Genomic DNA, 21,110 nt, shown 5'->3' with positions numbered 1-21,110 from the left:
AGCTGAAATCATGCTTTTTATCTTAAATACACAAGAACAAGTGGTAGCCGTTTTAAATAACACAAGCCCTAATGCCTGCCCATATTGGAACGATGTTCATGCTGAAAACATCGAAGATTTCTCCTCTACTTACGAATTTGAAGCCCCTTTAGAGCATGCAAGTTCTAAGTATCTGGTGGCTGAAAACTTTGTTGCACGGACGGATGATGACGGGAATTATCTACTCTTTAAAATCAAGATTGCAGAAGAGAGGCTTGATTCTAATGCCACTTACATCAAAAAGGTAATCTGTGAGAATGCCGCCATTTCTGAATTAAGAGGCGCGATCGTTCGTCCCAAAGTAATGACAGGATGGGATGCAGAAACATCTCTTGATTACGTACTTCAAGGGACAAAGTGGAAAGGCGGCATCTGCGAGTACTTAGGAGCTCAATCATTCAGCTTCACCGAATATCCAACAGCGATCGCAGCTATTCACGAGATTGCGAAGAAATTTGAGGGTGAATTTAGATATCGTATAACCCTGAATCATAATCAGATATCAGGGCGCTATGTAGATTTAGTTAATCGCAGAGGGCAGGATACAGGGAAGCGTTTTGAGTATCGTAAGGATATCAAAGGCTTAAAGCGTGTAGAGAACAGCCATGACATCGCTACAGCTTTAATTGGATTGGGCAAAGCAGACGAATCAGGAAAAAGAATGACGTTCGCTTCTATCAACAACAATTTAGACTGGGTAGGAGATGACGAAGCTCTTGACCGTTGGACAAAAGACGGAGTGCACTTATTAGGCGTATATGAAGATAACGACGCTGAAAGTCCTGCCGATCTGCTGAATCGAACGAAAAAAGAATTGAAGCGTAGAAATAATCCGCGGTACACATACGAAGTGGATGTGCTTCTGTTAGAGAGTCTATCTGACTATTCTCATGAAGCCGTTAGACTTGGAGATGACGTAAAAGTAATTGATCTTACGTTCACTCCAGAACTTATTTTGTCTGCTAGAATCATTTCTCTTACCAGATCGTATACAGACCCGACAAAGGATAAAGCTGTATTAGGAGAGTTTGTTCCTTTAACCGCAACCATTCCTTCCATTGTTCGATCCATGCAAAAGAAACTAACTGCGACAATCGGAATAGTAGAAGGAAAAGAAACCGTTCATAAGGATGTAACGCCACCCACTGATAAATCCATTCTTTGGCTGGACATGTCAAATCCAGATTTCTACGTTTGGAAAAAATGGAGCAATGAAAAGAACGCTTGGATTGAGGCGACAGGAAAAGCTTTATATACATGGATCATGTTTGCGGATAGTGAGGCGGGTTCTAACATGTCTCATAATCCAGCAGGAAAGAAATACATGGGGATTGCACATAATCAGGAAACGGCTGAGCAATCTTTAGACCCTACTGAATACACATGGACGAAGATTGTGGGCGATCAAGGTGTTCCGGGACCTGCAGGTAATGATGGGCAACCAACTTACACGTGGATAAGATACGCAGATGATGCTTCTGGTGGAGGGATGTCCAATAGTTCAACCGAGAAAAAGTACATTGGTATCGCGACCAACAAAACTACGGCTACTGAAAGCAATAATGCAGCTGATTACACTTGGACTTTGATAAAAGGAGATAAAGGTGATACGGGGCCAACTTTGTATACATGGGTAAAATATGCGGATACTCCAGCTGGTGGAGGGATATCCGATTCTCCTTCTGGAAAAACATATATAGGATTCGCCTATAATAAGCCCACAAGTGTTAAATCCAACACAGCTACTGATTATACGTGGAGTCTTATAAAAGGCGCTGACGGTGTGCCAGGAGCGCCAGGTACTGACGGACAAACCACATATACTTGGGTGAAGTATGCCGACGAGGAAACCGGTGCAGGCATGAGTGATAGTCCTGATGGAAAAAGGTATCTAGGTCTCGCTTATAACAAGACTACTCCTACGGAATCAACAAACGCTGCTGATTATCAATGGAGCCCTCTCTATGACAACGTTATAGTGGATGGAACAAACCTTATGTTTGATTCATTGTTAAAAAGATTCGTTAACGTCTCAAGTGCAAATGGCACGCTAGTCAAAACAGACGGTTCGCCGACAGATTTAATAAAAGTAACATCTACTGGATCTGGAACGTATTTCGGTGCTACTCATGGAACTACAGATAGAAAGACAGAGTATAAAGCAGGTGAAACGTACACCTTATCTTTTGAAGCTAGAGGGAACATTACAACTTTTAACTACTTGTATTTCATGAGAGTTGATGGAGCTAACCAGTTCATTAAACCTACATCGGTTTCCCTATCAACAACAGAATTTAAAAGTGTTGTCATTACTGATGTTGCTGATTGGAGTACTTTACAAGGATACCTATTAATTGCTTCCAGAGAGGTTGGAACCGGCAAATGGTTTGAGATCAAAAACGTCAAGCTCGAAAAATCCAACATCCCTTCTGGTTGGTCTCCGAATCCTCAAGAAATCATCCATCAGGATAAAAACTATAATGGTACTACCATTGATCCTGATAATGGTTTAACAGTTCTTCGTTCTGATAATTTAGTGAGATCAATTGCCAATGCTACAGGTGGATTCAAGATTCAAAAACGGGCGACGACATCCAGTTCTTGGGTTGATATGTTTTATGTGGATACGAACGGTAAGCTCATCGCTGTCGATGGTCAATTCTCTGGTGAATTGATATCCGCCATTGTTCAATCTGGCAACTTCCTAGTCCAAGACCCGGATAGTAAACAGACATGGAATTTACAGCCGAAACAGAACCTGTTGAATGATCATAGTTTCGAATTAATTCGCAGAAATCTCTCCAATCCAGACATCTCAAATAAAGATTGGGGTATTGATTATTCCCCTCATTGGACATTAGAAGGAAGTAACATCCGATTAAGGTCAGGGAATAACAACGGTATTGGATTCGGAAGGCAGACGCTTGTGATTGGTACTACCAGTTACATTGTGCAAAAAGTAGATGATACCAAGATTGAAGGAAACAAAACATATACCTTATCTGCCCATGTAGGAAGGAGCGTAAGAAACACCTCAGGTGTATCGTATGCCACATCAAGATACCGAATCAGATACTATAACGGTTCTACCTATTTGAGTGAAATAACTGGTTCATTTACGAGTGTCGCAGATTCAGCAGATGGATACGGTTTTAACCATTTCGCAAGAGTTGCATGCACGTTTACCACACCTTCTAATGCTAACAACATTGAGATTGCGATCGGTGGACGCATAAACTGGGCATGCTTTGATGGTATTCAATTGGTTGAAGGAAACACACCAACAGCTTATCTCCCAGAAGAGGCAGCCTATGCTTTAGCTACAGGAGAATTAGAAGGTCGAGAATTGCGATCGAGTGGAGACATTATAGGAGGGGACTTCCATACTCGTGACGACAATACGTTCATGAACTTTTATATCGGAAGAAGTTCTTCTTATCGACCATTAAGGTTATCTGCTTCAGCAGTGACTGTCGATAAGGATTTGACGGTGCTAGGTAAGATTAATGGAACAACCGTAGGTTCCTCTGATGCAAGGTTAAAATGCCAAGTTGAGGACCACGTTGCCGATGATCTACAAGACATGTTAGACATCTCCTTAAAAAAGTTCAATTATTTTATCGATCCACTTGATGAACATCGAAGAATTGGATTTATGGCACAAGATGGGCCACAAGACATCGTGTTAGTCGATAAAGATGGAATGTATGAAATCAACTTATATTCTCTGATTTCCAAGGTCATCGGTGCATTTCAACAACTGTATGAGAGACATAATCCGCAGATAGAAGCACTAGAAAGAACAGTTGAGGACCAAGGGAGAATCATTCAGCAGCTTACAGAAAGGTTGGAAAAGGTGGAGGGGACTCTTTTATAGGGTTCCTTTTTATTATGGGGTTAAAAGGAGGTCAGTCATGACAGGGACAGGGGCTGATGTAAAAATTGCAGAACAAATTTCTAAAGCAGAAAATCCATGGGCTATTCTGTTCATCTTTTTATTGCTTAGTGCCATTTGGTTATTTAAACATAATCAGAATAAATTGGATGAAATCTATCGAGAGTCTAGGACTGAGGCAAAGGAGAGAGAAAAAGCGTTACTTATCATTATAGAGCGACAAAATGATTCTCTTCAGAAAATTAATGAGACGCAAGAAAAAATTCAAGAACGAATAGAAAAGCTCGAAGATCGCTTTGACAGCATTCACGATATTCGGAGTAAACGAACATTTCAACCATTAGAAATAGGGAGGAATTAAACATGACATATGAAATTATGCACGGTTATATTAAGCATGGAAATGCGAGACCGGGGACCCCATTAGAGGGTCCTCTTTTTGGTGTAGCTCATGACATAGGAAATGGTGGATCTACAGCAAGGCAGAACATGTTGTACTTTAACAACCATCAGCCTAATGCTAGTGCCCACGTGTTTATTGATGACAAGGAAATTCTAGTGATTATCCCACTTAATGAAAAAGCGTACCACGTACAGTATCAGAAACCTTATGACAATCTTCGTTTTGGTGAAGATGCCAATGATGCGGCAATCGGTGTTGAGCTTTGCTGGGGCGGTGGCATTAACTTTATTGAAGCTTATAAAAGATATGTGTGGTTTTGGGCATGGTTATGCCGCAAATATAACTGGGATCCACATGAAAAGATTGCGAGCCACAAACAACTTGATCCAGAACGCCGGACAGACCCGGACAATGCCTTAAATAAACATGGCATCACCTATAGTCAGTTCCTAAATGACGTTAAAGAAGAGATTTACAAAATGGCATTAGCGACTGAACCAAAAAAAGAAAAGCAAGTTTACTGAAATGGCAGCCTTATGAAACCAGGTCAGATCGGAAGATTAAAAATCTTAAAGAAAATTAATCTATGGAAACGCGACAGTAAGGGTCGTCTAAAATGTGCACGTGTTTTGAAGCCGGGTGAATCTTACAGAGTTTATGGCTATGACAAGAAACATGGTGGTCAGTATAACGTAGGTGGCGATCACTGGGTGACGAACATGAAAGGTTATGTGAAATATGAAACACCATCTAAAGCAAAATTAAAGGAGCTGAATGGAGATGTTTAAGAAACCTGAAACGTGGAAAGATTGGTCACTTTTATTATCAGCATGGGCTACAGGGTTAGTGTTATATGGAAAAGCAGCATGGGGGTTTGATCTAACTCCTTATGTGGATGTTAACTTTATCATGTTGACTTTGTTTATGTTCTGGACGTTATATGGTGTGTGGAAGAATACATTTGTGTCACCAAAAGGAAAGAAACAGAAGCAGGCTCTTATCCAAGAAGGTTTATATAGACCGAATAAATAAAAAAGAACCCCATGACAGAGAGGGGTTCAATAATCGGAAGCTCGAGAAAGTGATACTTGCGCACTAAGAGGTTGCTCTCAGCAATATAGTATATGCTACTTACTTTTAGATGTTACAAAATTAAAAAGCAAAAGAACCCTATACGAACCGGGCAGGTGCAAAGGGTCCTTTTGTTAATGCATTGGCATTACTTTTATTTTTAACATTTATAGAAAATATTATACACAATAAAAAAGCAGCCCTCCGAAATGGAGGGGCTTTTTTTGTTTGATGATCTATTCGATAAATCCTTGGGCCTTCACATCTACTGTAACAACTTGATCAAGGACTTCCTTAGATGAATAAATATCAAGAGAGAAGCCTTCTGATTCTTTATCATTTAAATCGTTATTTGCATAACCTTGTGTAGTCAATAATAGCTTTCCTTCTTTATCAAACATGGCAGCTGAAATTTCAATGTCTTTAGCTAATTTTCCTGTTTCATTAAGAAGTATCCCGGTGACTTTTCCGACACTATCTATTTCACCTTGAGGTTTCTGGAATAATACTTTCTCAGGCTTTAAAAGAAGCAATTCTTTATTTGTTTTTTGGTAATCAATATTTGTTGTTGTTTTGTTGTAATTGGTTTCATCTAAGCCGTTTATAGGTCCATAGGCAGAAACATACGCCTGATCACCTGGTCTTAAATACATGGGAGTTACGAAAGCAGGTACTGTATCGGCAACAGTGCCATCTTTTTTATGTACAGTTAGTGTATAAGGATATATACGTAATAAATCTTCTCCTTCATTTTTTATAATAGCACTATAGCTAAACTCATTAACATTATCATCATAAGGAGATTTATAAACTTTTATTGATTCTTCTTGTATTGTGGGGGATTGTAAGTTTTCCTTTTTATCTGTCTTTTTTTCCTCATTGGGGGTTTTATTATCTTTAGCAACACCTGAAGTAGTTCCGCTATTACTGCATCCTGTTAAAGCAAGACTTAAAGTTAATAATCCTCCCATGATTAATTTGCGTTTCATTTTATTCACTCCTCATTCTAAGCCTTATGGCCTTTTGTATGCTTCCCTGTATAATCCCAATAACCAGTTTCAACCTTTGCAAGTTGATCTCTCATAAAATCCTTCAGATCATCCTCCATCTCATCTCCATGGATTTCATCTTGTGCAAATGTGATCGTCCTACCCAGTCTAAAATCCATTACAGTGATTTTCCTTGTAACACTAGTAGGGTGTTTTACTGTGAACATTATTCCGTATCTTGATGACGTCTTACCGGAATCCATATTTCATCAACTCTCTTTCCTATAACATCGGCAATTCTATAAGCAACTTGAAGTGTAGGGTGTGACCCATTAAGCAGGTTGGTTAGGGTTGCTCTGCTTATTTTAGCTTCTTGTGAAACGAATCCTTTCTTATACCCAGAAGCTGCTATTGCTTCTGGAAGTTTGTTTTCTATGATCATCTTTATTCACCTCAGTGAAAATAATTCTATACAAAAATAAGTAGTCCTTTTTACAAATTTAAATTGTACTAGCAACCGACAAGCCTAGTAAGGAATATTCTTTATTAAATACCTTCAAAGAATTTGGAAAGGAATGACAGAAAGGTTTATTCTATAAGGTTTTAGCTTGGAAAGGTACATTCCAAACAAGATGAACTATATTCTCTGAATATACCAAAGGAGAGTGGCGTGATGTTATTCAGTATCTCAACAAGTTTGCTGCTTGGGTCAATTGCTGGATACGGATATTTAAAATCAAACGGAGTAACAAATGATGCGGAAAAAATTCAAAGGATTTTCGCTAATGCTGGTTGGGTGAAAAAGGAGAAGGGAGAAATTAAAACGATTAGATTGAGAAGAAGAAGGAAAATCGAAAATGGAATGGAGTATGTTTATCAGCTCCCTTTAGGATTTGATCGAAAAGAAATTGATACTGATCTTTTGGTCGATGGATTAAACACAAAGAAGATTGCCTTTGATTTAACAAAAGTGAAATTTAACAAGGACATTTTGAAACAGATTAAGCAGCTTAAAGGAGTGAAGGCGAATAAACAGGTCGAGTTAGATTTCGACGGCATGTTAAAGATTCGCGTTTATGAAAACGACTTAGGAAAATTTGAATGGAGTGATGATCTTCTTAAAGGTGGTTGGAAAGTGCCTGTTGGCAATACAAAACAAGGGAAGACGATTTACCACGACTTTGATAAACGTAAGCATTTAATCGTAGCTGGTGCCACGGGGTTTGGAAAATCGGTAGCAATGAAAATGATGATTACCTCTTTAATCATGAACAAACCAGATAATGTGACATTTTCACTTATCGATTTAAAAGGCGGCCCAGCATTTGCGCGGTTCAAAAAAGCTAAACAGGTAATCGAGTTTGGAACGGATAACAAAGAAGCGTTACAAATCATTAATGATGTTCAGGAAAGGATGAACGAGGATTATAAAAAAATCGTTGACGGTGGCTATGAAGACGTTATAGAAGCAGGGATTACTAAACGTCACTTCATCATTGTGGATGAAGCAGCTGATCTTGCAGATGAAAAGGAAGCATTGAGGATATTAACAGACATCGTTAGGAAAGGAAGAGGTGCAGGATACTACGTTATCTATGCCACGCAGTATCCGACAGCCGAAGCTATCCCAATGCAAATCAAAAGAAATATTCCAGCTCGCCTATGTTATGTGGTAGACAGCTCAACAGCTTCTACAGTGGTATTAGATGGAGCAGGAGCAGAAAGCCTTCCAGAGATACCAGGTAGAGGGATATATAAGAATGTGAAACAAATCATCCTTCAAACACCATTTATGAGCAATGAACAAATCAAAGAAAGAATTATGCCATACGAGGAGGAGAAGAATGAACTTTCATCACCTACACCAACAGAGGACAGAAAACATGCTCTTATCACTGAAAAAGCTTGATTATTTGAACCGATATCAGCTGCAGATCATGCACAATTTAAAGAGCTCGCGTAATGCTAATCGAGTTTTAAACGGATTAAGTGAATACATTTCCTCCTTCCGTTTTGGTTTAGAAAAAGTGTACTACTTAAACAAAGCTGGAAGAGAGAGGGTGCAGTGTACGAAGGTCCGAAAGAAGACACCAAACGTGCAGCATTATCTATTAAGGAATCAGTTTTACATTTACAAGAAGTATCCAGCCACATGGGAGAATGAAATGAAGTTTAAAGTAGATAAGATATCACTCATCTGCGATGCAGAATACAGGGAGTTTTATAACGGTAAGAGGTGCTTTGTAGAGGTTGATATTTCACAGCCAATGTCAACGAATAAATCCAAGATCGATAAGTATCGGAAGATTAATGAATTAACTGGTGCTGATTTCAATTTGATATGGGTTACTGAGTTAGAAAGTCGGAGACATAAGTTGATGAGAATGTGTGAGGGATTGTCGGGCAAGGTCTACACTTTACAAGACATAATCTAAAGGGAGTGCTCAGTATGTTCAGACGTACAGAATCAATCAAATTCAATGAGTTTATGAGTGGGGAATACAATGTTAAGGGTAAGAGTAAAAAAGGGCGCAGAAAGCCAAATAAACTATCTATCGCTCTAACTTCATCTATTCCGTTACTCGCATTAACACCAAAAGCATTTGCTGCAGAGAGTGTGAATCAGTGTGGTCAGGTATTAGCAGTATCAGCACCGACAGCAGTTCCAGTAAACGCTGTAACAGATAAAGTTATGGGTGATGTAATAGCAGCATTTGCACATCTGTTTGATCCTCTGATTGATCTAATGATAGCTATTTCATTCCCTGTTGCTTCAGCTATGATTGTGTGGAAAATATTCTGTGGTTTTTTTAAAGACCACGGTGAAATTTGGGAGGGTATTGGTAAGATTTCATTAGTCTATCTTCTAGTTCAAATGTCACCAATATTCATAAAAATACTTAAAAGTTTAGGTACCTTGGCTGTTGGTATTTAAAGGGTAGGCGTCTGTCCACAATATTATATAAAAGCTCCCCCAAATCTCCCCCAAAACCTCCCCCGATTTACTGGGGGAGAATACATAATTCTACAAAACAGAGAAAAAAGAAAAAACCCTAAAGTCCTTGATACACAAGGGTTTTTAGGGTTTTTGTAACTATCGTTTAAGACCCGAGGGGCTTAACGAGAGTAGAATTCAACGATAAGTTGTTCTGTGATCTCAGCAGGAAGTTCAGAACGCTCTGGTGAGCGAGTGAAAGTACCTTCCAATTTGTTTTCATCAAACGTTAAGAAGTCAGGTACGAAGTTGTTCACTTCGATTGCTTCTTTAATAGCAGATGAGTTGCGAGATTTTTCACGAACACCGATTACATCGCCAGCAGATAGACGGTAAGAAGCGATATCAACACGCTTGCCGTTTACTGTGATGTGACCGTGGTTTACTAATTGACGAGCTGCACGACGCGTACGAGCAAGACCAAGACGGTATACTACGTTGTCTAGACGAGATTCTAAAAGAATCATGAAGTTTTCACCGTGGATACCAGTCATTTTACCAGCATCATCAAAAATGCGGCGGAATTGACGCTCGTTTACACCGTACATGTAACGAAGCTTTTGCTTCTCTTGTAATTGTAAACCGTATTCAGAGATTTTTTTACGTTGAGTTGGACCATGTTGTCCTGGTGCGTATGGACGCTTAGAAAGTTCTTTCCCAGTTCCGCTTAGAGAAATTCCAAGACGACGAGAAACTTTCCATGTTGAACCTGTATATCGAGCCATTATTGACTCCTCCTTCACGTGTTTGTTTGTGTTAAAACAACAACAGTGACTATGGCCTTTTCACGAGCATATTTTGTATGAAAAACATCTTCACTTCAGCAGCCTATGAAGCTACGCGATGTTCCCGGATTAATGAAAACCTGGGTACAAAATAAAAACTAATGATGGACACAGTGCCGCTTATTTTACACAAAGAATAGTATAAGCTTTTTTGCTAATCGATGTCAACCTGATCGCCATATTCATAAAACATTTTTTAGTACAAATTGTAAAAGTACTCATTATCATATATGATATGAATAAGAAAGCGCTTACATTTTATATTGCCTTCAAAGGAGAAGTAAAAATGGATACAAAACGCTTTGAAACAGATGTGATTCATAAGGGGTATAACGCAGAACAGCATAATGGAAGTCTTGCTCCTCCTATTTTTCAAACTTCAACTTTTGTTTTTGATAGCGCGGAAACGGGTGCTTCACGATTTGCAGGTGAGCAAGAAGGTTATATCTATTCAAGACTTAGCAATCCGACGGTTGCAATGTTAGAAGAGCGGATCGCAGCGATGGAAAAAGGGGAAAAAGGTTTAGCGTTTGGTTCTGGTATGGCTGCAGTTTCAGCCATATTGCTTGGCTTAACGAAAACCGGGGATCATATTCTCTGTTCAGAAGGAGTGTATGGGTGTACCTTTGGGTTGCTGCAACTTATGGAAGAAAAATATCATATCAAACATAATTTCCATCCGATGAACGATGAGAGATCGATACGTGCAGCGATCAACGATCATACTACGGTCATCTATATAGAATCTCCGATAAATCCTACCATGAAACTTGTTGATCTAAGTATGGTAGCAAGAATTGCAAAAGAATTTAATATTCCAGTTGTTGTTGATAATACATTTTCATCTCCTTACCTGCAGCGTCCACTCGAATTAGGGTGCGATATTGTTCTGCACAGTGCCACAAAATATTTATGTGGTCATGGGGATGTAATCGGGGGTCTAGCGGTCGGTAGGCAAGAAATGATGAGTCATCTTGCAATGACCACTCAAAAGGATATTGGAGGGGTCATGTCTCCTTTTGATGCTTGGCTCCTTCTAAGAGGAATCAAGACACTGCCTGTACGAATGGACCGTCATTGTGAGAATGCAAAGAAACTTGCAGACTTATTAAAGAAACATCCGTCCGTAAATCGAGTATTATTTCCGGGTGATCCGGATTTTCCTCAATATGAGCTTGCGAATAAACAGATGTTGAATGCAGGGGGCCTCATAAGCTTTGAAATTAAAGGAGATAAAGTCGTCTCTCAAAAGTTTATGAACCATTTAAAACTTATCAAGATCGCCGTTAGTCTTGGTGATGCTGAAACACTTATTCAACATCCTGCTACAATGACACATGCTGTCGTACCTGAGGAGAATCGGCTTCAGATGGGCATCACTGATCAGCTTCTGCGCTTATCGGTTGGTTTAGAAGCATGGGAAGATATTTGGGATGATATTAAACAAAGTTTAGATTCTTTATAAAAACTTTGTTGCTTTTGGAAGTAGTTGATTTTCGTTCCAAGGTGCTCGCTTTCCGCGGGGCAGCCGGTGAGCCACATTCGTACGTTTCACTTAAAGTGTCTCACCTGTCTAGTTGCAGTGGCTAGCCCCTCGAGGTCAAAAGTTAAATCGACCATGAAGGCAAGGAACGCCTTCCTTGTCCATTCACCTTTTGCTTGTCGGGGCTGAACGAGCCACTTCCACTTTTAGGTCTGCCTACCTGTCCTAGCCGAGAGTCTCGCACCTTCCACTCCACTCGACTGTCAAGGGAGATTTGAAAGCAATATTCTTTTAGAATAGAGCTTTATTAAACAAAAGAAGCCCTGCGCTCAATAGCGCGGGGCTTCTTTAATAGTAAGAGAAACTAGATATATCGAAGTAAAACCTCACAGAACTTTTCTAAGTACTCTTGATCCACCTCATCAAATCGTGCTTTTTCAGGACTATCAATATCAAGAACTCCTAACAGCTTTCCGTCTTTCACTAACGGAACTACGATCTCAGATTGAGAAGCTGCATCACAAGCGATATGCCCAGGGAACTCATGAACATCTTTTACAACTAACGTTTCTTGATTTTGAGCGGACGTTCCGCATACGCCTCTTCCAAGAGGAATTCTTACACAAGCTGGAAGCCCTTGAAAGGGTCCAAGAACTAATTGGTTCGTCTCTTCTTCAAGTGTATAAAAACCAACCCAGTTTACTCTGTCTAAAAATTGATTCAAAAGAGCAGATGCGTTTGCAAGGTTAGCAGTCGCATTTGTCTCGCCTTCTAGGAGAGCAGAAAGTTGTTTCAACAGAAGAGAATAAGCTTCATTTCTGTCTGTGCTATATTGCTGAACGGAAAACATCAAGATTCCTCCAAACCTGATAATTTGTTTACTCTATCCTATCAAATAATGTTGAACTATACACCTATAAGCCCTTATTTGTCGAGCGATTATTAAAGGTTTATGTCTCTCGCCCAAGAATTTTATACAAGAGGGAAGGACGGTGGAAGAAAATGAAGACAGATCCGATGGAAACGAAACTGAAAATAGCAGAGGCAGCGATTGCTCTTTTTACAAGCCAAGGGTTTAAAGGAACGACCGTGAGACAGATAGCAAAAAAAGCTGGTGTGAACATCGCTTTAATTTCGTACCATTTTGGAGGAAAGAAAGGTCTTCTAGAAGAGTTGATCACCTCATTTTTTGAAGGGTATATCAGAAGGATTGAAATCATATATCATACATCGAGCTCTCCCACGGTTAAGGGAAGTTTTATTGAGATAGTAGAGGCATTGTTGATCTATCAACAGAGAAACCTTCCTCTTGCACGTTTTGTCTATCGTGAGATGACACTGGATTCAACGTTGGTCCGGGAACTCATGTCTACTTACTTAGTTAAGGAAAAGTACTTTTTGCAAACTCTGTTTGAAAAAGGGATGAAGAAAAAAGAATTCAGAAGGCAGCCAGTAGACTTTTTAACCATTCAGTTCAAAGATATGATGATGCTTCCATTTTTACATCCTCTTTATTTAGCTGAGGTGTATCAGATAAGTGCTGAAACAGAAACGTTCAAACAACCTTATAAGAAGTGGATGATGAACTGGTTTGATAAATGTGTTTGTATCCCAGAAAGAAAAAATCCCCTGCTGTCTGCTGTTCAAAAGCCATTATTTGGCTCTATTCAGGAGAAGTGGGGAAGTTAATGTTGCAGTTGATACTAATTGATCCAATCCTTGACCGAGTCCCTTAGCACTGTGGGCATCAGACCCATAGACAAGAGGGATTTTTCTTTTTTGTGCTTCTTTTATGATCCAGTTAGATGGATATGGTTCCAAACAATACGGCTTAACAGCACCTGCTCCGTTATAATCTAAATACATGTTATGTTCAGACATAGCTGTTAAAACCTCTTCTGCTTCTTTTTCATAACTAAAATCTGGAGGGAAAAGTTTCTGAAATTTAGTTGCTAATGTCATATGTCCAATCCTTCTTGGCTGATGATCTCCAAATGAATGACTGATCGATTTTTTTACGGTTTGAAAGTATAATGAGTAAACTGCAGAGAGGCTGCCAGATTGCTCGATCAAATCTCTAAATACGTTCTCGTCATAATCCATGCAGAAGTAATGGTCTTGAACCTTTAAGAAATGAACAGAGAGAATGGCATCATCGAGTTCAGGCCAAACCTCTTTCAGAAATGTATTCGTCTCCTCTTCATAGCCCTCAATAAAATCGATCTCTAAACCAGTAAAGATCTCAATCTTACTTTTATAAAACTTCTTAACCTCTCTCAAAGTGTCGAAGTATTTTCCTAATTGCTCATGTCTCATACTGCTGTCCTTCGTGGGAGCAGCATCGATAAATGAATGAGGCAAAGGGGCATGCTCTGTAAAGGTAATACCTTTCAAACCTAAAGAGATAGCTCTTTCGATATACATTTCAAAAGTGTCTGAAGACCCATGGGGACAAAAAGGCGTGTGGATATGTCCATCATAGTACATCTTTTTTACTCCTCCTTTCGACAAAATCTTCATTAAATTGGAAAAAAATTATCAGATTATGCAATTTTTTTGCGTCAAATGTTTGTTTACATGTTATCATAAAAGCATTAAACTGCAATTTTATAGAATAAAAACTAAATTAGATCGGTAAAGCGATTTAAACATACGAATACATAATATAGACAATATAGAAATTTGAACAGATAGAAAGGGTGCCTCTGATGATATACATAGTCATTGCCATCGTTACATTCCTAGCATTGATCCTGTACGGTGCCATGTCACGCCGAAGAGTGTATAAAGAAATTGACCGACTTGAAGCATGGAAGATGCAAATTATGAATCGCCCATTAACAGAAGAAATCTCAAAAGTTAAGGGTATGGCGATGATTGGTGAAACGGAAGAAAAATTTGAAATGTGGCGTCAAGAATGGGATGAGATGGTAACGACTCAACTTCCTAATTTAGAAGAAGACTTATTCGATGCTGAGGAATATACAGACAAGTATCGATTCAAAAAAGCTAAATCTATTTTAGCTGGTGTTAGTCAGTCTTTAGAAAAGATCGATTTGAGAATTAAAGAGATTACTTCCGAAATCAATGAGTTAGTTACGAGTGAGGAACTAAATCGGGAAGAGATTGTGGAAGCGAAAGAAAAGCTTCAAGAAACAAAGAAGTACTATTTAACTCATATCCGTGCACTTGGCCAGACTGCTCCAATCTTTGATAAGGAACTTGACGAGATAAAAGCTTTGATTGAAACGTTTGAATCATTAACTGTACAAGGAAGCCATCTAGAAGCTAGACAAAGACTTGTTGAGAGTTTGAATCGTATTTCTGATTGTAAAACAAAGATGCAGGGAGTTCCTGAACTCCTTGTGATCCTTCAATCTGATATTCCTAATTCATTAAAAGAGTTAAGTGCAGGTTTTACAGAGATGGAACAACAAGGTTATGTTCTTCATCATATTGGCATCGAAAAAGAGATCAGCTCTTTAAGGGACCTTAACGATCAAGCCCTGAACAAAGTACTTGAACTTGAGCTTGAAAGTGCTCAAAAAGATATGGATGAAGCGGTACAGAAGATGGATCAGCTCTATGAAATGCTTGAGAACGAAGTACATTCTAAGCAATTTGTAATAAGTGAAAGAGCAGTCTTTTTCTCAAATATTCAAGATTTACACGATAGAATCGAGAATTTAAAGCAAGAGACCCAAATCGTTTCTTCTACTTACTTGATCGAACAAAATGAAGCAGAGATGCAAAAAAAGATTGAAAAATTGTTTCACAAGCTACAAAGCCGGTTCTTGATCATCGAAGATTCAATTGACGAAAAAAGAGAATCATATTCTGTTATTCGCGAGATGATGGAAGAGATGCAAAAACAGATGGAAGAACTGCAGCGTTCTCAGAAAGTTTATGAAGAAATGCTTCATAATTTAAGAAAAGATGAACTTGAAACGAAACAGAGCTTAAGAGAACTCCGTAAGAAACTTCTTGAAGCGAGAAGGATGGTACAAAAAAGCAACCTTCCTGGATTGCCGGAACATTACTTGATCACAATCGGGAAAGCGGAAGAATATATCATTGAAGTTTCTAAAAAACTGGATGAGAAACCTCTAGAAATGTCAGATGTCTCTTACGTACTAAACAAAGCGCATGAAGCAGTGAATGAGGGCTATGATGAAACCTCTAAGATGATAGAGAATGCTTTTTTAGCAGAGAAGCTCATACAGTACGGAAATAGATTTAGAAGTTCTTATCAATCAGTATCCGTTCGATTGATTGAAGCTGAGATTGCTTTTCGAAATTATCAGTATGAAGATGCTCTTGAGATTGCGGCTTCTGCGATAGAAAGTGTTAGACCAGGAATCCTTAAAGAGATGGAAATTAACTTAAAGTCACATGTATAAAACTGCAGGGATTCAATTCCTGCAGTTTTTTGCTGTAAAAAAGAGATGTTTTTCATCGGTTAACAAAAAATAGGAGATAAGTGGAGATGTGCACGTTAGCTAAATTATGGTATGATAATGAAATGTGTGTTTTAGAACGGTTTGGAATGGATAATTGGAGGATTCAACAATGATTTATTTGGATAATAGTGCAACAACAAAGCCATATAAGGAAGTTCTGGATACGTTCGTAACGGTGTCAGAAAAGTATTTTGCCAATCCATCTTCCCTTCATTCAAAAGGAGGAGAAGCTGAGAAATTACTTGGTCAGGCTAGAAAGTCAATTGCTCAGCTTTTGGAGGTAGCACCATCTGAAGTGGTTTTTACCTCTGGGGGTACAGAAGGCAACAATATAGCGATCAAAGGGATTGCTTTTCAACATCAAAATCGTGGTAAACACCTTATAACATCTTCTGTTGAGCATGCATCGAGTCATGAATCCTTTCAATATCTTGAATCACAAGGTTTCGAAGTTACGTATCTTCCGGTTGATCATGACGGGTTGATTTCATTAGAAGCCCTTGAACGTTCGATTCGGCCGGATACGATACTTGTTTCACTTATTCATGTCAATAATGAAACGGGAACGATACAACCTATTCAAGAGATAGGTAAGATCTTGAAAGAGCACCCGAAGATTTTTTTCCATGTCGACAATGTTCAAGGTGTCGGTAAGGTTGACCTTCCACTTAAAGAGTGTGGGATCGATCTGTGTACAATATCTGCACACAAAATTCACGGTCTAAAAGGAAATGGAATTCTTTATGTGAAGAACGGTGTGAGTATCTCTTCTTTGTTCACTGGTGGTGAACAAGAATTAAAGAAAAGAGCTGGTACTGAAAACGTTGCAGGTATTGTAGCTATGGCAAAAGCGTTAAGGTTGATTCTTCAAGAGAGTAAGGAGAAGAAAGAAAATTTATTAGAGATTAAGCAGTTCTTAATTGAAGAGTTACGTTCCATAGATGGAATAGATATTAATACTCCTATAAAGTGCTCAGCACCTCACATTATTAATTTTTCAGTGAAGGGCATCAAACCAGAAGTGCTGATTCATTCTCTTGATAAAAGAGATGTGTATGTATCTACTCGTTCTGCGTGTTCATCAAAACAAGGTGGAGCAAGCCGTATCTTACTAGAGATGGGGTTAGGAGAAAATCGTGCTTCAACGGCAATTCGTTTGAGTACTTCATATGGAAACACATTGAAAGAAGCAGAACGGTCTTTAAAGGTATTAAAAGAAGAACTAATAAATATTAAGAAGGTAATGAGGTAATGAAGATGATTTATGATCATTTAGTCGTGCGTTATGGTGAATTATCACTAAAAGGTAAAAACAGAAGACATTTCGAATCACAGCTTTTTGAAACTGTAAAACGAAAAATGCGTCCATTTCAGGATCTGAACATATCAAAACATTTTGACCGAATTGTTATTGAATTAAACGGACAATCTTACGAGCCTATCGTCAAATCACTACAAGATATTTTCGGCATCCACTCGATCAGTTTAGCTGTAAGAGCTGAAAATGATTTAGAAGCAATTCAGAAAGCAGCTTTAATCGCTCTAAATGAAGCGATTGAAGGAAAAAAGACGTTTAAAGTTACAGGTAAGCGCTCTTTAAAATCTTTCCCTGTCAATTCCATGCAGCTCAACCAAGAAGTTGGAGGATACCTTTTAAGAAACACAGAAGGTTTAACCGTTGATGTTCATAATCCAGATGTAAACGTCAAGGTAGAAGTTAAAGATACAGGAACTTACATTAGCTCAAAATCATTTGAGGGAGCTGGCGGTCTGCCGATCGGTGTTGGAGGTAAAGCGATGCTTATGCTTTCAGGTGGTATCGACAGTCCAGTAGCAGGATACTTGACGATGAAGCGTGGCGTTCGAATTGAAGGTGTTCATTTTCATAGTCCGCCTTTTACAAGTGAACGAGCAAAGCAAAAAGTGGTGGATCTAACGCAAGAGCTCACTCGCTATAGTGGAGGAAAGATCAAGCTTCATGTTGTACCTTTTACAAAAATTCAACAAACGATCAAAGATAAGATTCCATCTAGTTATAGCATGACGATCATGAGAAGAGTAATGATGAGAATCACTGAGCGATTAGCGGAGAACAACCATGCGATGGCTATCGCAAACGGAGAGAACCTCGGCCAAGTTGCAAGTCAAACGATGCATAGCATGTATGCCATCAATGAAGTTACGAACATGCCTATCCTTCGTCCCGTTATTACAATGGATAAGCTAGAGATCATGAATTTGTCGCATAAGATTGGAACATATGAGATTTCAATTCGTCCATATGAAGATTGCTGTACGATTTTCTTGCCATCTGCACCAAAGACTAAGCCGAAGCGTGAGAAAGCGATTCGGTTCGAGAAAAATATTGAGAACCTTGAAGAGTTGATTGAAGAAGCGGTTAATGACGTTGAGACGCTGATTCTTGAAGAAGGTAAATCAACGGACGAAACGTTTGATGATTTGCTCTAAGGCATTTTTTGCGTGTTTTGTTAGTTCTTGAATGCAGTTGATCTCCGTTTCAGGTTGCTCGCTTTCCGCGGGGCAGGCGGTGAGCCCCCTGCCGCTTTGCGCCCTTAGTGGTCTCACCTGACCGCTTGTCCCGCAGGAATCTCGCACCTTCCACTCCCATCAACTTGTCAATGAAGAAAATAGAAAAGGTCAGACAGAAACACGTTGATATAGCCATTCATTATTTAGTAATTAAATTACAGCAACAAGATACTACTCAGGTGAAAAAGTCTGCACATTGTGCAGGCTTTTTTAAATCCTTATTTTAAGGACTGAAGCTTTTGCATTTGGATTGTCTCCTCTTTGTAAGTTGGTTAGAGAGGTGCAGAGCGGTAAGCTTAAAAGTGAGCTCACAGTTCATCCCATGGAAAGCGAGAAAGTGTGAACTGAAATCAACTGCATCCAAAAGCCTTCTTCCTAACTAATATTCTAAATGGCAACACACACAACAATTTCCAAGAATTGAATCGGCGATTTAGACACATCTTATTAGTACAAAGGAGGTGAAACAACATGGCAAACCAAAACCAATTAGTAGTACCAGGTGCACAACAAGCTGTAGACCAAATGAAGTATGAAATCGCTTCTGAATTCGGTGTAAACCTTGGACCAGATTCAACTGCACGTGCTAACGGATCTGTAGGTGGAGAAATCACTAAGCGTCTAGTAGCTCAAGCTCTAGGTGGATACTCTAAGTAAATAGTAATGGCTAACGGAGCGGGTTGTCCCCGCTCCTTTTATTTTTGTGCATATATGACTAAATTTTTAAAATTTTCTAAAATATATTATAATGGTATAGAACAACATGAATTGAAAGGGTGAAGGAAATGAACTTGATTGCTCCAAACATTTATAATTTAACAGAAGAAATGGAAAAATATGCTTTAAACCCTGAAAAAAAAGCTTTAATCTGGATGGATGAACAAGGCGCTACCGAGGAGATTACATATAAGAAACTTTTAGACAGAGCGAATCAAATTGCAAATTCTTTAGAAGAACTAGGTCTGGCTAAAGGTGATAGAGTTCTGATCATCATGCCGCGATTAATCGAAACGTACGCAGTGTATATCGCTTGTTTAAAAGCTGGAATTTCTGTTATTCCTTGCTCAGAAATGTTAAGAGCTAAGGACCTGAGCTACCGTGTACAACATAGTGAAGCAAAAGCGATCATTGCGGATTACCGATTTACTAAGCAAGTTAATGAGATCAAAGATCACTTGCCTACACTTACATATAAGATTAGTGCGAACGGAGAAACAGAAAACTGGTTAAGCTTACAAGCGATCACGAATAATGTAAGCGTTTCCTATAAAGCTCCTGAAACGGCAAAAGATGATATGGCTTTTTTATCTTACACATCAGGTACAACAGGCCAGCCTAAAGGTGTTGTGCATACACACGGTTGGGCATATGCTCATATTCGAACTGCTGCTAAGAGCTGGCTAAGCATTTCAGAAGATGACAAAGTTTGGGCAACTGCTGGACCAGGCTGGCAAAAGTGGATCTGGAGTCCATTCTTATCCACATTAGGCACAGGTTCTACCGGGTTTGTCTACCAAGGGAAGTTCGATCCGAAAAAATATTTAACGCTTTTGCAAGACCAGCAGATATCTGTTTTATGCTGTACACCAACAGAATATCGTATAATGGCAAAAGTAGATAATTTGGATCAATATAAGTTACCACAATTAAGGAGCGCTGTATCGGCTGGAGAACCATTAAACCGAGAAGTAATTGATACGTTTGAAAAGTATTTCCACATTAAAGTGCGTGACGGATATGGACAAACAGAGAATACTTTATTAGTCGGTACGATGGAAGGTATGGAGATCAAGCCAGGTTCAATGGGTAAGCCAACACCTGGAAACGATGTTGACGTTATTGATGAGAACGGAAAGCCTGTTGCTGCTGGAGAAGTTGGTGATATTGCCGTTCATAAAAATTGTCCTGCTCTGTTTAAAGAGTATTATAAAGACCGAGATCGGACGATGATGGCTTTCCGTGGTGACTATTATGTTACGGGTGATAAAGCAAAGAAAGATGCTGAAGGTTATTTTTGGTTTGAAGGCAGAGGTGACGATATCATTATCTCCTCAGGGTATACGATCGGACCTTTTGAAGTTGAGGATGCACTTGTAAAGCACCCTGCTGTTAAAGAATGTGCAGTAGTAGCAAGCCCAGATGAAGTACGTGGTCATATTGTTAAAGCGTTTGTTGTTTTACGAGATCAAGCTGCAAGTAATGAGGCCCTAACAAAAGAGCTTCAAGAACACGTTAAAGAACTTACGGCTCCTTATAAATACCCAAGATCGATTGAATATGTGGAAGATCTTCCTAAGACAACTTCAGGGAAAATCAGGCGTATCGAGCTGCGCCAGTTAGAAGCCTCTAAAACAAGATGATGTTTTAAAGAAAAGCAGATACTTTATCTGCTTTTTAGTTTGGTGTTTACGTTATACTATTGTAAAAAGATGATTGGTAA

General features: G+C 39.0%; 21 protein-coding genes. 15 read left to right on the top strand and 6 right to left on the bottom strand.

Annotation, left to right across the window (positions count from 1 at the left end; translation table 11 throughout):
• The first annotated feature begins 10 nt into the window (after positions 1–10).
• Genes ACNJYY_RS15625 through ACNJYY_RS15605 form a run of 5 tightly spaced genes read left to right on the top strand, consistent with a single transcriptional unit; the run spans position 11 to position 5,369 of the window.
• A complete protein-coding gene (locus ACNJYY_RS15625) occupies positions 11–3,916 on the top strand; it encodes a phage tail spike protein (protein ID WP_416729194.1) in 3,906 nt (1,301 codons plus the stop codon).
• A gap of 37 nt (positions 3,917–3,953) precedes the next feature.
• Positions 3,954–4,295 carry a DUF948 domain-containing protein gene (locus ACNJYY_RS15620; RefSeq protein WP_416729193.1) on the top strand — a complete coding sequence of 114 codons (342 nt, stop codon included), beginning with the start codon at positions 3,954–3,956 and terminating at the stop codon, positions 4,293–4,295.
• Positions 4,296–4,297: 2 nt separating this feature from the next.
• On the top strand, positions 4,298–4,861 hold the full coding sequence (locus tag ACNJYY_RS15615) for an N-acetylmuramoyl-L-alanine amidase family protein (protein ID WP_416729192.1): 564 nt from the start codon (positions 4,298–4,300) through the stop codon (positions 4,859–4,861).
• Positions 4,862–4,873: 12 nt separating this feature from the next.
• Positions 4,874–5,125 carry a hypothetical protein gene (locus tag ACNJYY_RS15610; protein WP_416729191.1) on the top strand — a complete coding sequence of 84 codons (252 nt, stop codon included), beginning with the start codon at positions 4,874–4,876 and terminating at the stop codon, positions 5,123–5,125.
• Positions 5,118–5,369, top strand: coding sequence for a hypothetical protein (locus ACNJYY_RS15605; RefSeq protein ID WP_416729190.1), 252 nt, complete (start codon positions 5,118–5,120; stop codon positions 5,367–5,369). The genes ACNJYY_RS15610 and ACNJYY_RS15605 overlap by 8 nt, the downstream gene beginning before the upstream one ends.
• Before the next feature lie 275 nt (positions 5,370–5,644).
• Here the strand turns inward: ACNJYY_RS15605 and ACNJYY_RS15600 are convergent, their stop codons facing one another.
• From ACNJYY_RS15600 to ACNJYY_RS15590, 3 genes are read right to left on the bottom strand one after another with little or no spacing between them, the layout of a single operon-like run.
• Positions 5,645–6,397, bottom strand: coding sequence for a hypothetical protein (locus ACNJYY_RS15600; protein WP_416729189.1), 753 nt, complete (start codon positions 6,395–6,397; stop codon positions 5,645–5,647).
• 17 nt (positions 6,398–6,414) lie between these two features.
• Positions 6,415–6,576 carry a hypothetical protein gene (locus ACNJYY_RS15595; protein ID WP_416729188.1) on the bottom strand — a complete coding sequence of 54 codons (162 nt, stop codon included), beginning with the start codon at positions 6,574–6,576 and terminating at the stop codon, positions 6,415–6,417.
• A 47-nt stretch (positions 6,577–6,623) separates the two neighbouring features.
• Positions 6,624–6,839 carry a helix-turn-helix transcriptional regulator gene (locus ACNJYY_RS15590; protein ID WP_416729187.1) on the bottom strand — a complete coding sequence of 72 codons (216 nt, stop codon included), beginning with the start codon at positions 6,837–6,839 and terminating at the stop codon, positions 6,624–6,626.
• Between the two features lie 231 nt (positions 6,840–7,070).
• Here ACNJYY_RS15590 and ACNJYY_RS15585 point away from each other — a divergent pair, with 231 nt between their 5' ends.
• The 3 genes from ACNJYY_RS15585 to ACNJYY_RS15575 are packed head-to-tail and all read left to right on the top strand — an operon-like array spanning position 7,071 to position 9,332.
• On the top strand, positions 7,071–8,306 hold the full coding sequence (locus tag ACNJYY_RS15585; protein ID WP_416729186.1) for an FtsK/SpoIIIE domain-containing protein: 1,236 nt from the start codon (positions 7,071–7,073) through the stop codon (positions 8,304–8,306).
• Positions 8,242–8,832: a replication-relaxation family protein gene (locus ACNJYY_RS15580; protein WP_416729185.1), complete on the top strand. Its 591-nt coding sequence runs from the start codon at positions 8,242–8,244 to the stop codon at positions 8,830–8,832. Before ACNJYY_RS15585 ends, ACNJYY_RS15580 begins: the two co-directional genes overlap by 65 nt.
• A gap of 14 nt (positions 8,833–8,846) precedes the next feature.
• Entirely contained in the window at positions 8,847–9,332 is a 486-nt protein-coding gene (locus ACNJYY_RS15575) for a hypothetical protein (RefSeq protein ID WP_416729184.1), read from the top strand.
• 182 nt (positions 9,333–9,514) lie between these two features.
• Here ACNJYY_RS15575 and rpsD read toward each other — a convergent pair whose 3' ends face one another.
• On the bottom strand, positions 9,515–10,117 hold the full coding sequence (gene rpsD / locus ACNJYY_RS15570; RefSeq protein ID WP_416729183.1) for a 30S ribosomal protein S4: 603 nt from the start codon (positions 10,115–10,117) through the stop codon (positions 9,515–9,517).
• 346 nt (positions 10,118–10,463) lie between these two features.
• On the opposite strand from rpsD, the gene megL reads away from it, so the two are divergent.
• Positions 10,464–11,642, top strand: a complete 1,179-nt coding sequence (gene megL, locus ACNJYY_RS15565) for a methionine gamma-lyase (RefSeq protein WP_416729182.1) — start codon at positions 10,464–10,466, stop codon at positions 11,640–11,642.
• 382 nt (positions 11,643–12,024) lie between these two features.
• Here megL and ACNJYY_RS15560 read toward each other — a convergent pair whose 3' ends face one another.
• On the bottom strand, positions 12,025–12,510 hold the full coding sequence (locus ACNJYY_RS15560) for a GAF domain-containing protein (RefSeq protein WP_416729181.1): 486 nt from the start codon (positions 12,508–12,510) through the stop codon (positions 12,025–12,027).
• Between the two features lie 152 nt (positions 12,511–12,662).
• Between ACNJYY_RS15560 and refZ the strand changes: the two genes are divergently transcribed.
• Positions 12,663–13,349: a forespore capture DNA-binding protein RefZ gene (gene refZ / locus ACNJYY_RS15555; protein ID WP_416729180.1), complete on the top strand. Its 687-nt coding sequence runs from the start codon at positions 12,663–12,665 to the stop codon at positions 13,347–13,349.
• Here the strand turns inward: refZ and hisJ are convergent.
• Entirely contained in the window at positions 13,314–14,147 is an 834-nt protein-coding gene (gene hisJ, locus ACNJYY_RS15550; RefSeq protein ID WP_416729179.1) for a histidinol-phosphatase HisJ, read from the bottom strand. The two genes, refZ and hisJ, sit on opposite strands and share 36 nt — an antisense overlap.
• A 221-nt stretch (positions 14,148–14,368) precedes the next feature.
• Between hisJ and ezrA the strand changes: the two genes are divergently transcribed.
• The 5 genes from ezrA (at position 14,369) to mbcS (ending at position 21,030) form a co-directional block, all read left to right on the top strand.
• Complete coding sequence (ezrA, locus tag ACNJYY_RS15545; RefSeq protein WP_416729178.1) at positions 14,369–16,060, top strand: septation ring formation regulator EzrA; 1,692 nt, start codon at positions 14,369–14,371, stop codon at positions 16,058–16,060.
• A gap of 169 nt (positions 16,061–16,229) precedes the next feature.
• Entirely contained in the window at positions 16,230–17,372 is a 1,143-nt protein-coding gene (locus tag ACNJYY_RS15540) for a cysteine desulfurase family protein (RefSeq protein WP_416729177.1), read from the top strand.
• Between the two features lie 5 nt (positions 17,373–17,377).
• Positions 17,378–18,589, top strand: a complete 1,212-nt coding sequence (gene thiI, locus ACNJYY_RS15535; protein ID WP_416731892.1) for a tRNA uracil 4-sulfurtransferase ThiI — start codon at positions 17,378–17,380, stop codon at positions 18,587–18,589.
• 552 nt (positions 18,590–19,141) lie between these two features.
• On the top strand, positions 19,142–19,327 hold the full coding sequence (locus ACNJYY_RS15530) for an alpha/beta-type small acid-soluble spore protein (RefSeq protein WP_066396835.1): 186 nt from the start codon (positions 19,142–19,144) through the stop codon (positions 19,325–19,327).
• Positions 19,328–19,455: 128 nt separating this feature from the next.
• Positions 19,456–21,030, top strand: a complete 1,575-nt coding sequence (gene mbcS / locus ACNJYY_RS15525) for an acyl-CoA synthetase MbcS (protein ID WP_416729176.1) — start codon at positions 19,456–19,458, stop codon at positions 21,028–21,030.
• The last annotated feature ends 80 nt before the right edge of the window (positions 21,031–21,110 follow it).

Origin of the sequence: Fictibacillus tiangongensis, from assembly GCF_048083785.1 — a bacterium.
Taxonomy (GTDB): Bacteria; Bacillota; Bacilli; order Bacillales; family Fictibacillaceae; genus Fictibacillus.
The sequence above is the reverse complement of the archived record's forward strand: the minus strand, read 5'-3'. Positions and strand labels throughout refer to the sequence as shown.

Bases quoted from the DNA above. Each gene is read 5' to 3' on its own strand.
- ACNJYY_RS15580 (WP_416729185.1), top strand. From the start codon at position 8,242: ATGAACTTTCATCACCTACACCAACAGAGGACAGAAAACATGCTCTTA.
- ACNJYY_RS15625 (WP_416729194.1), top strand. From the start codon at position 11: ATGCTTTTTATCTTAAATACACAAGAACAAGTGGTAGCCGTTTTAAAT.
- mbcS (WP_416729176.1), top strand. From the start codon at position 19,456: ATGAACTTGATTGCTCCAAACATTTATAATTTAACAGAAGAAATGGAA.
- ACNJYY_RS15540 (WP_416729177.1), top strand. From the start codon at position 16,230: ATGATTTATTTGGATAATAGTGCAACAACAAAGCCATATAAGGAAGTT.
- ACNJYY_RS15605 (WP_416729190.1), top strand. From the start codon at position 5,118: ATGTTTAAGAAACCTGAAACGTGGAAAGATTGGTCACTTTTATTATCA.
- ACNJYY_RS15620 (WP_416729193.1), top strand. From the start codon at position 3,954: ATGACAGGGACAGGGGCTGATGTAAAAATTGCAGAACAAATTTCTAAA.
- ACNJYY_RS15600 (WP_416729189.1), bottom strand. From the start codon at position 6,397: ATGAAACGCAAATTAATCATGGGAGGATTATTAACTTTAAGTCTTGCT.
- rpsD (WP_416729183.1), bottom strand. From the start codon at position 10,117: ATGGCTCGATATACAGGTTCAACATGGAAAGTTTCTCGTCGTCTTGGA.
- ACNJYY_RS15585 (WP_416729186.1), top strand. From the start codon at position 7,071: ATGTTATTCAGTATCTCAACAAGTTTGCTGCTTGGGTCAATTGCTGGA.
- ezrA (WP_416729178.1), top strand. From the start codon at position 14,369: ATGATATACATAGTCATTGCCATCGTTACATTCCTAGCATTGATCCTG.
- megL (WP_416729182.1), top strand. From the start codon at position 10,464: ATGGATACAAAACGCTTTGAAACAGATGTGATTCATAAGGGGTATAAC.
- ACNJYY_RS15590 (WP_416729187.1), bottom strand. From the start codon at position 6,839: ATGATCATAGAAAACAAACTTCCAGAAGCAATAGCAGCTTCTGGGTAT.
- hisJ (WP_416729179.1), bottom strand. From the start codon at position 14,147: ATGTACTATGATGGACATATCCACACGCCTTTTTGTCCCCATGGGTCT.
- ACNJYY_RS15575 (WP_416729184.1), top strand. From the start codon at position 8,847: ATGTTCAGACGTACAGAATCAATCAAATTCAATGAGTTTATGAGTGGG.
- refZ (WP_416729180.1), top strand. From the start codon at position 12,663: ATGAAGACAGATCCGATGGAAACGAAACTGAAAATAGCAGAGGCAGCG.
- ACNJYY_RS15530 (WP_066396835.1), top strand. From the start codon at position 19,142: ATGGCAAACCAAAACCAATTAGTAGTACCAGGTGCACAACAAGCTGTA.
- ACNJYY_RS15610 (WP_416729191.1), top strand. From the start codon at position 4,874: ATGAAACCAGGTCAGATCGGAAGATTAAAAATCTTAAAGAAAATTAAT.
- ACNJYY_RS15615 (WP_416729192.1), top strand. From the start codon at position 4,298: ATGACATATGAAATTATGCACGGTTATATTAAGCATGGAAATGCGAGA.
- ACNJYY_RS15560 (WP_416729181.1), bottom strand. From the start codon at position 12,510: ATGTTTTCCGTTCAGCAATATAGCACAGACAGAAATGAAGCTTATTCT.
- ACNJYY_RS15595 (WP_416729188.1), bottom strand. From the start codon at position 6,576: ATGGATTTTAGACTGGGTAGGACGATCACATTTGCACAAGATGAAATC.
- thiI (WP_416731892.1), top strand. From the start codon at position 17,378: ATGATTTATGATCATTTAGTCGTGCGTTATGGTGAATTATCACTAAAA.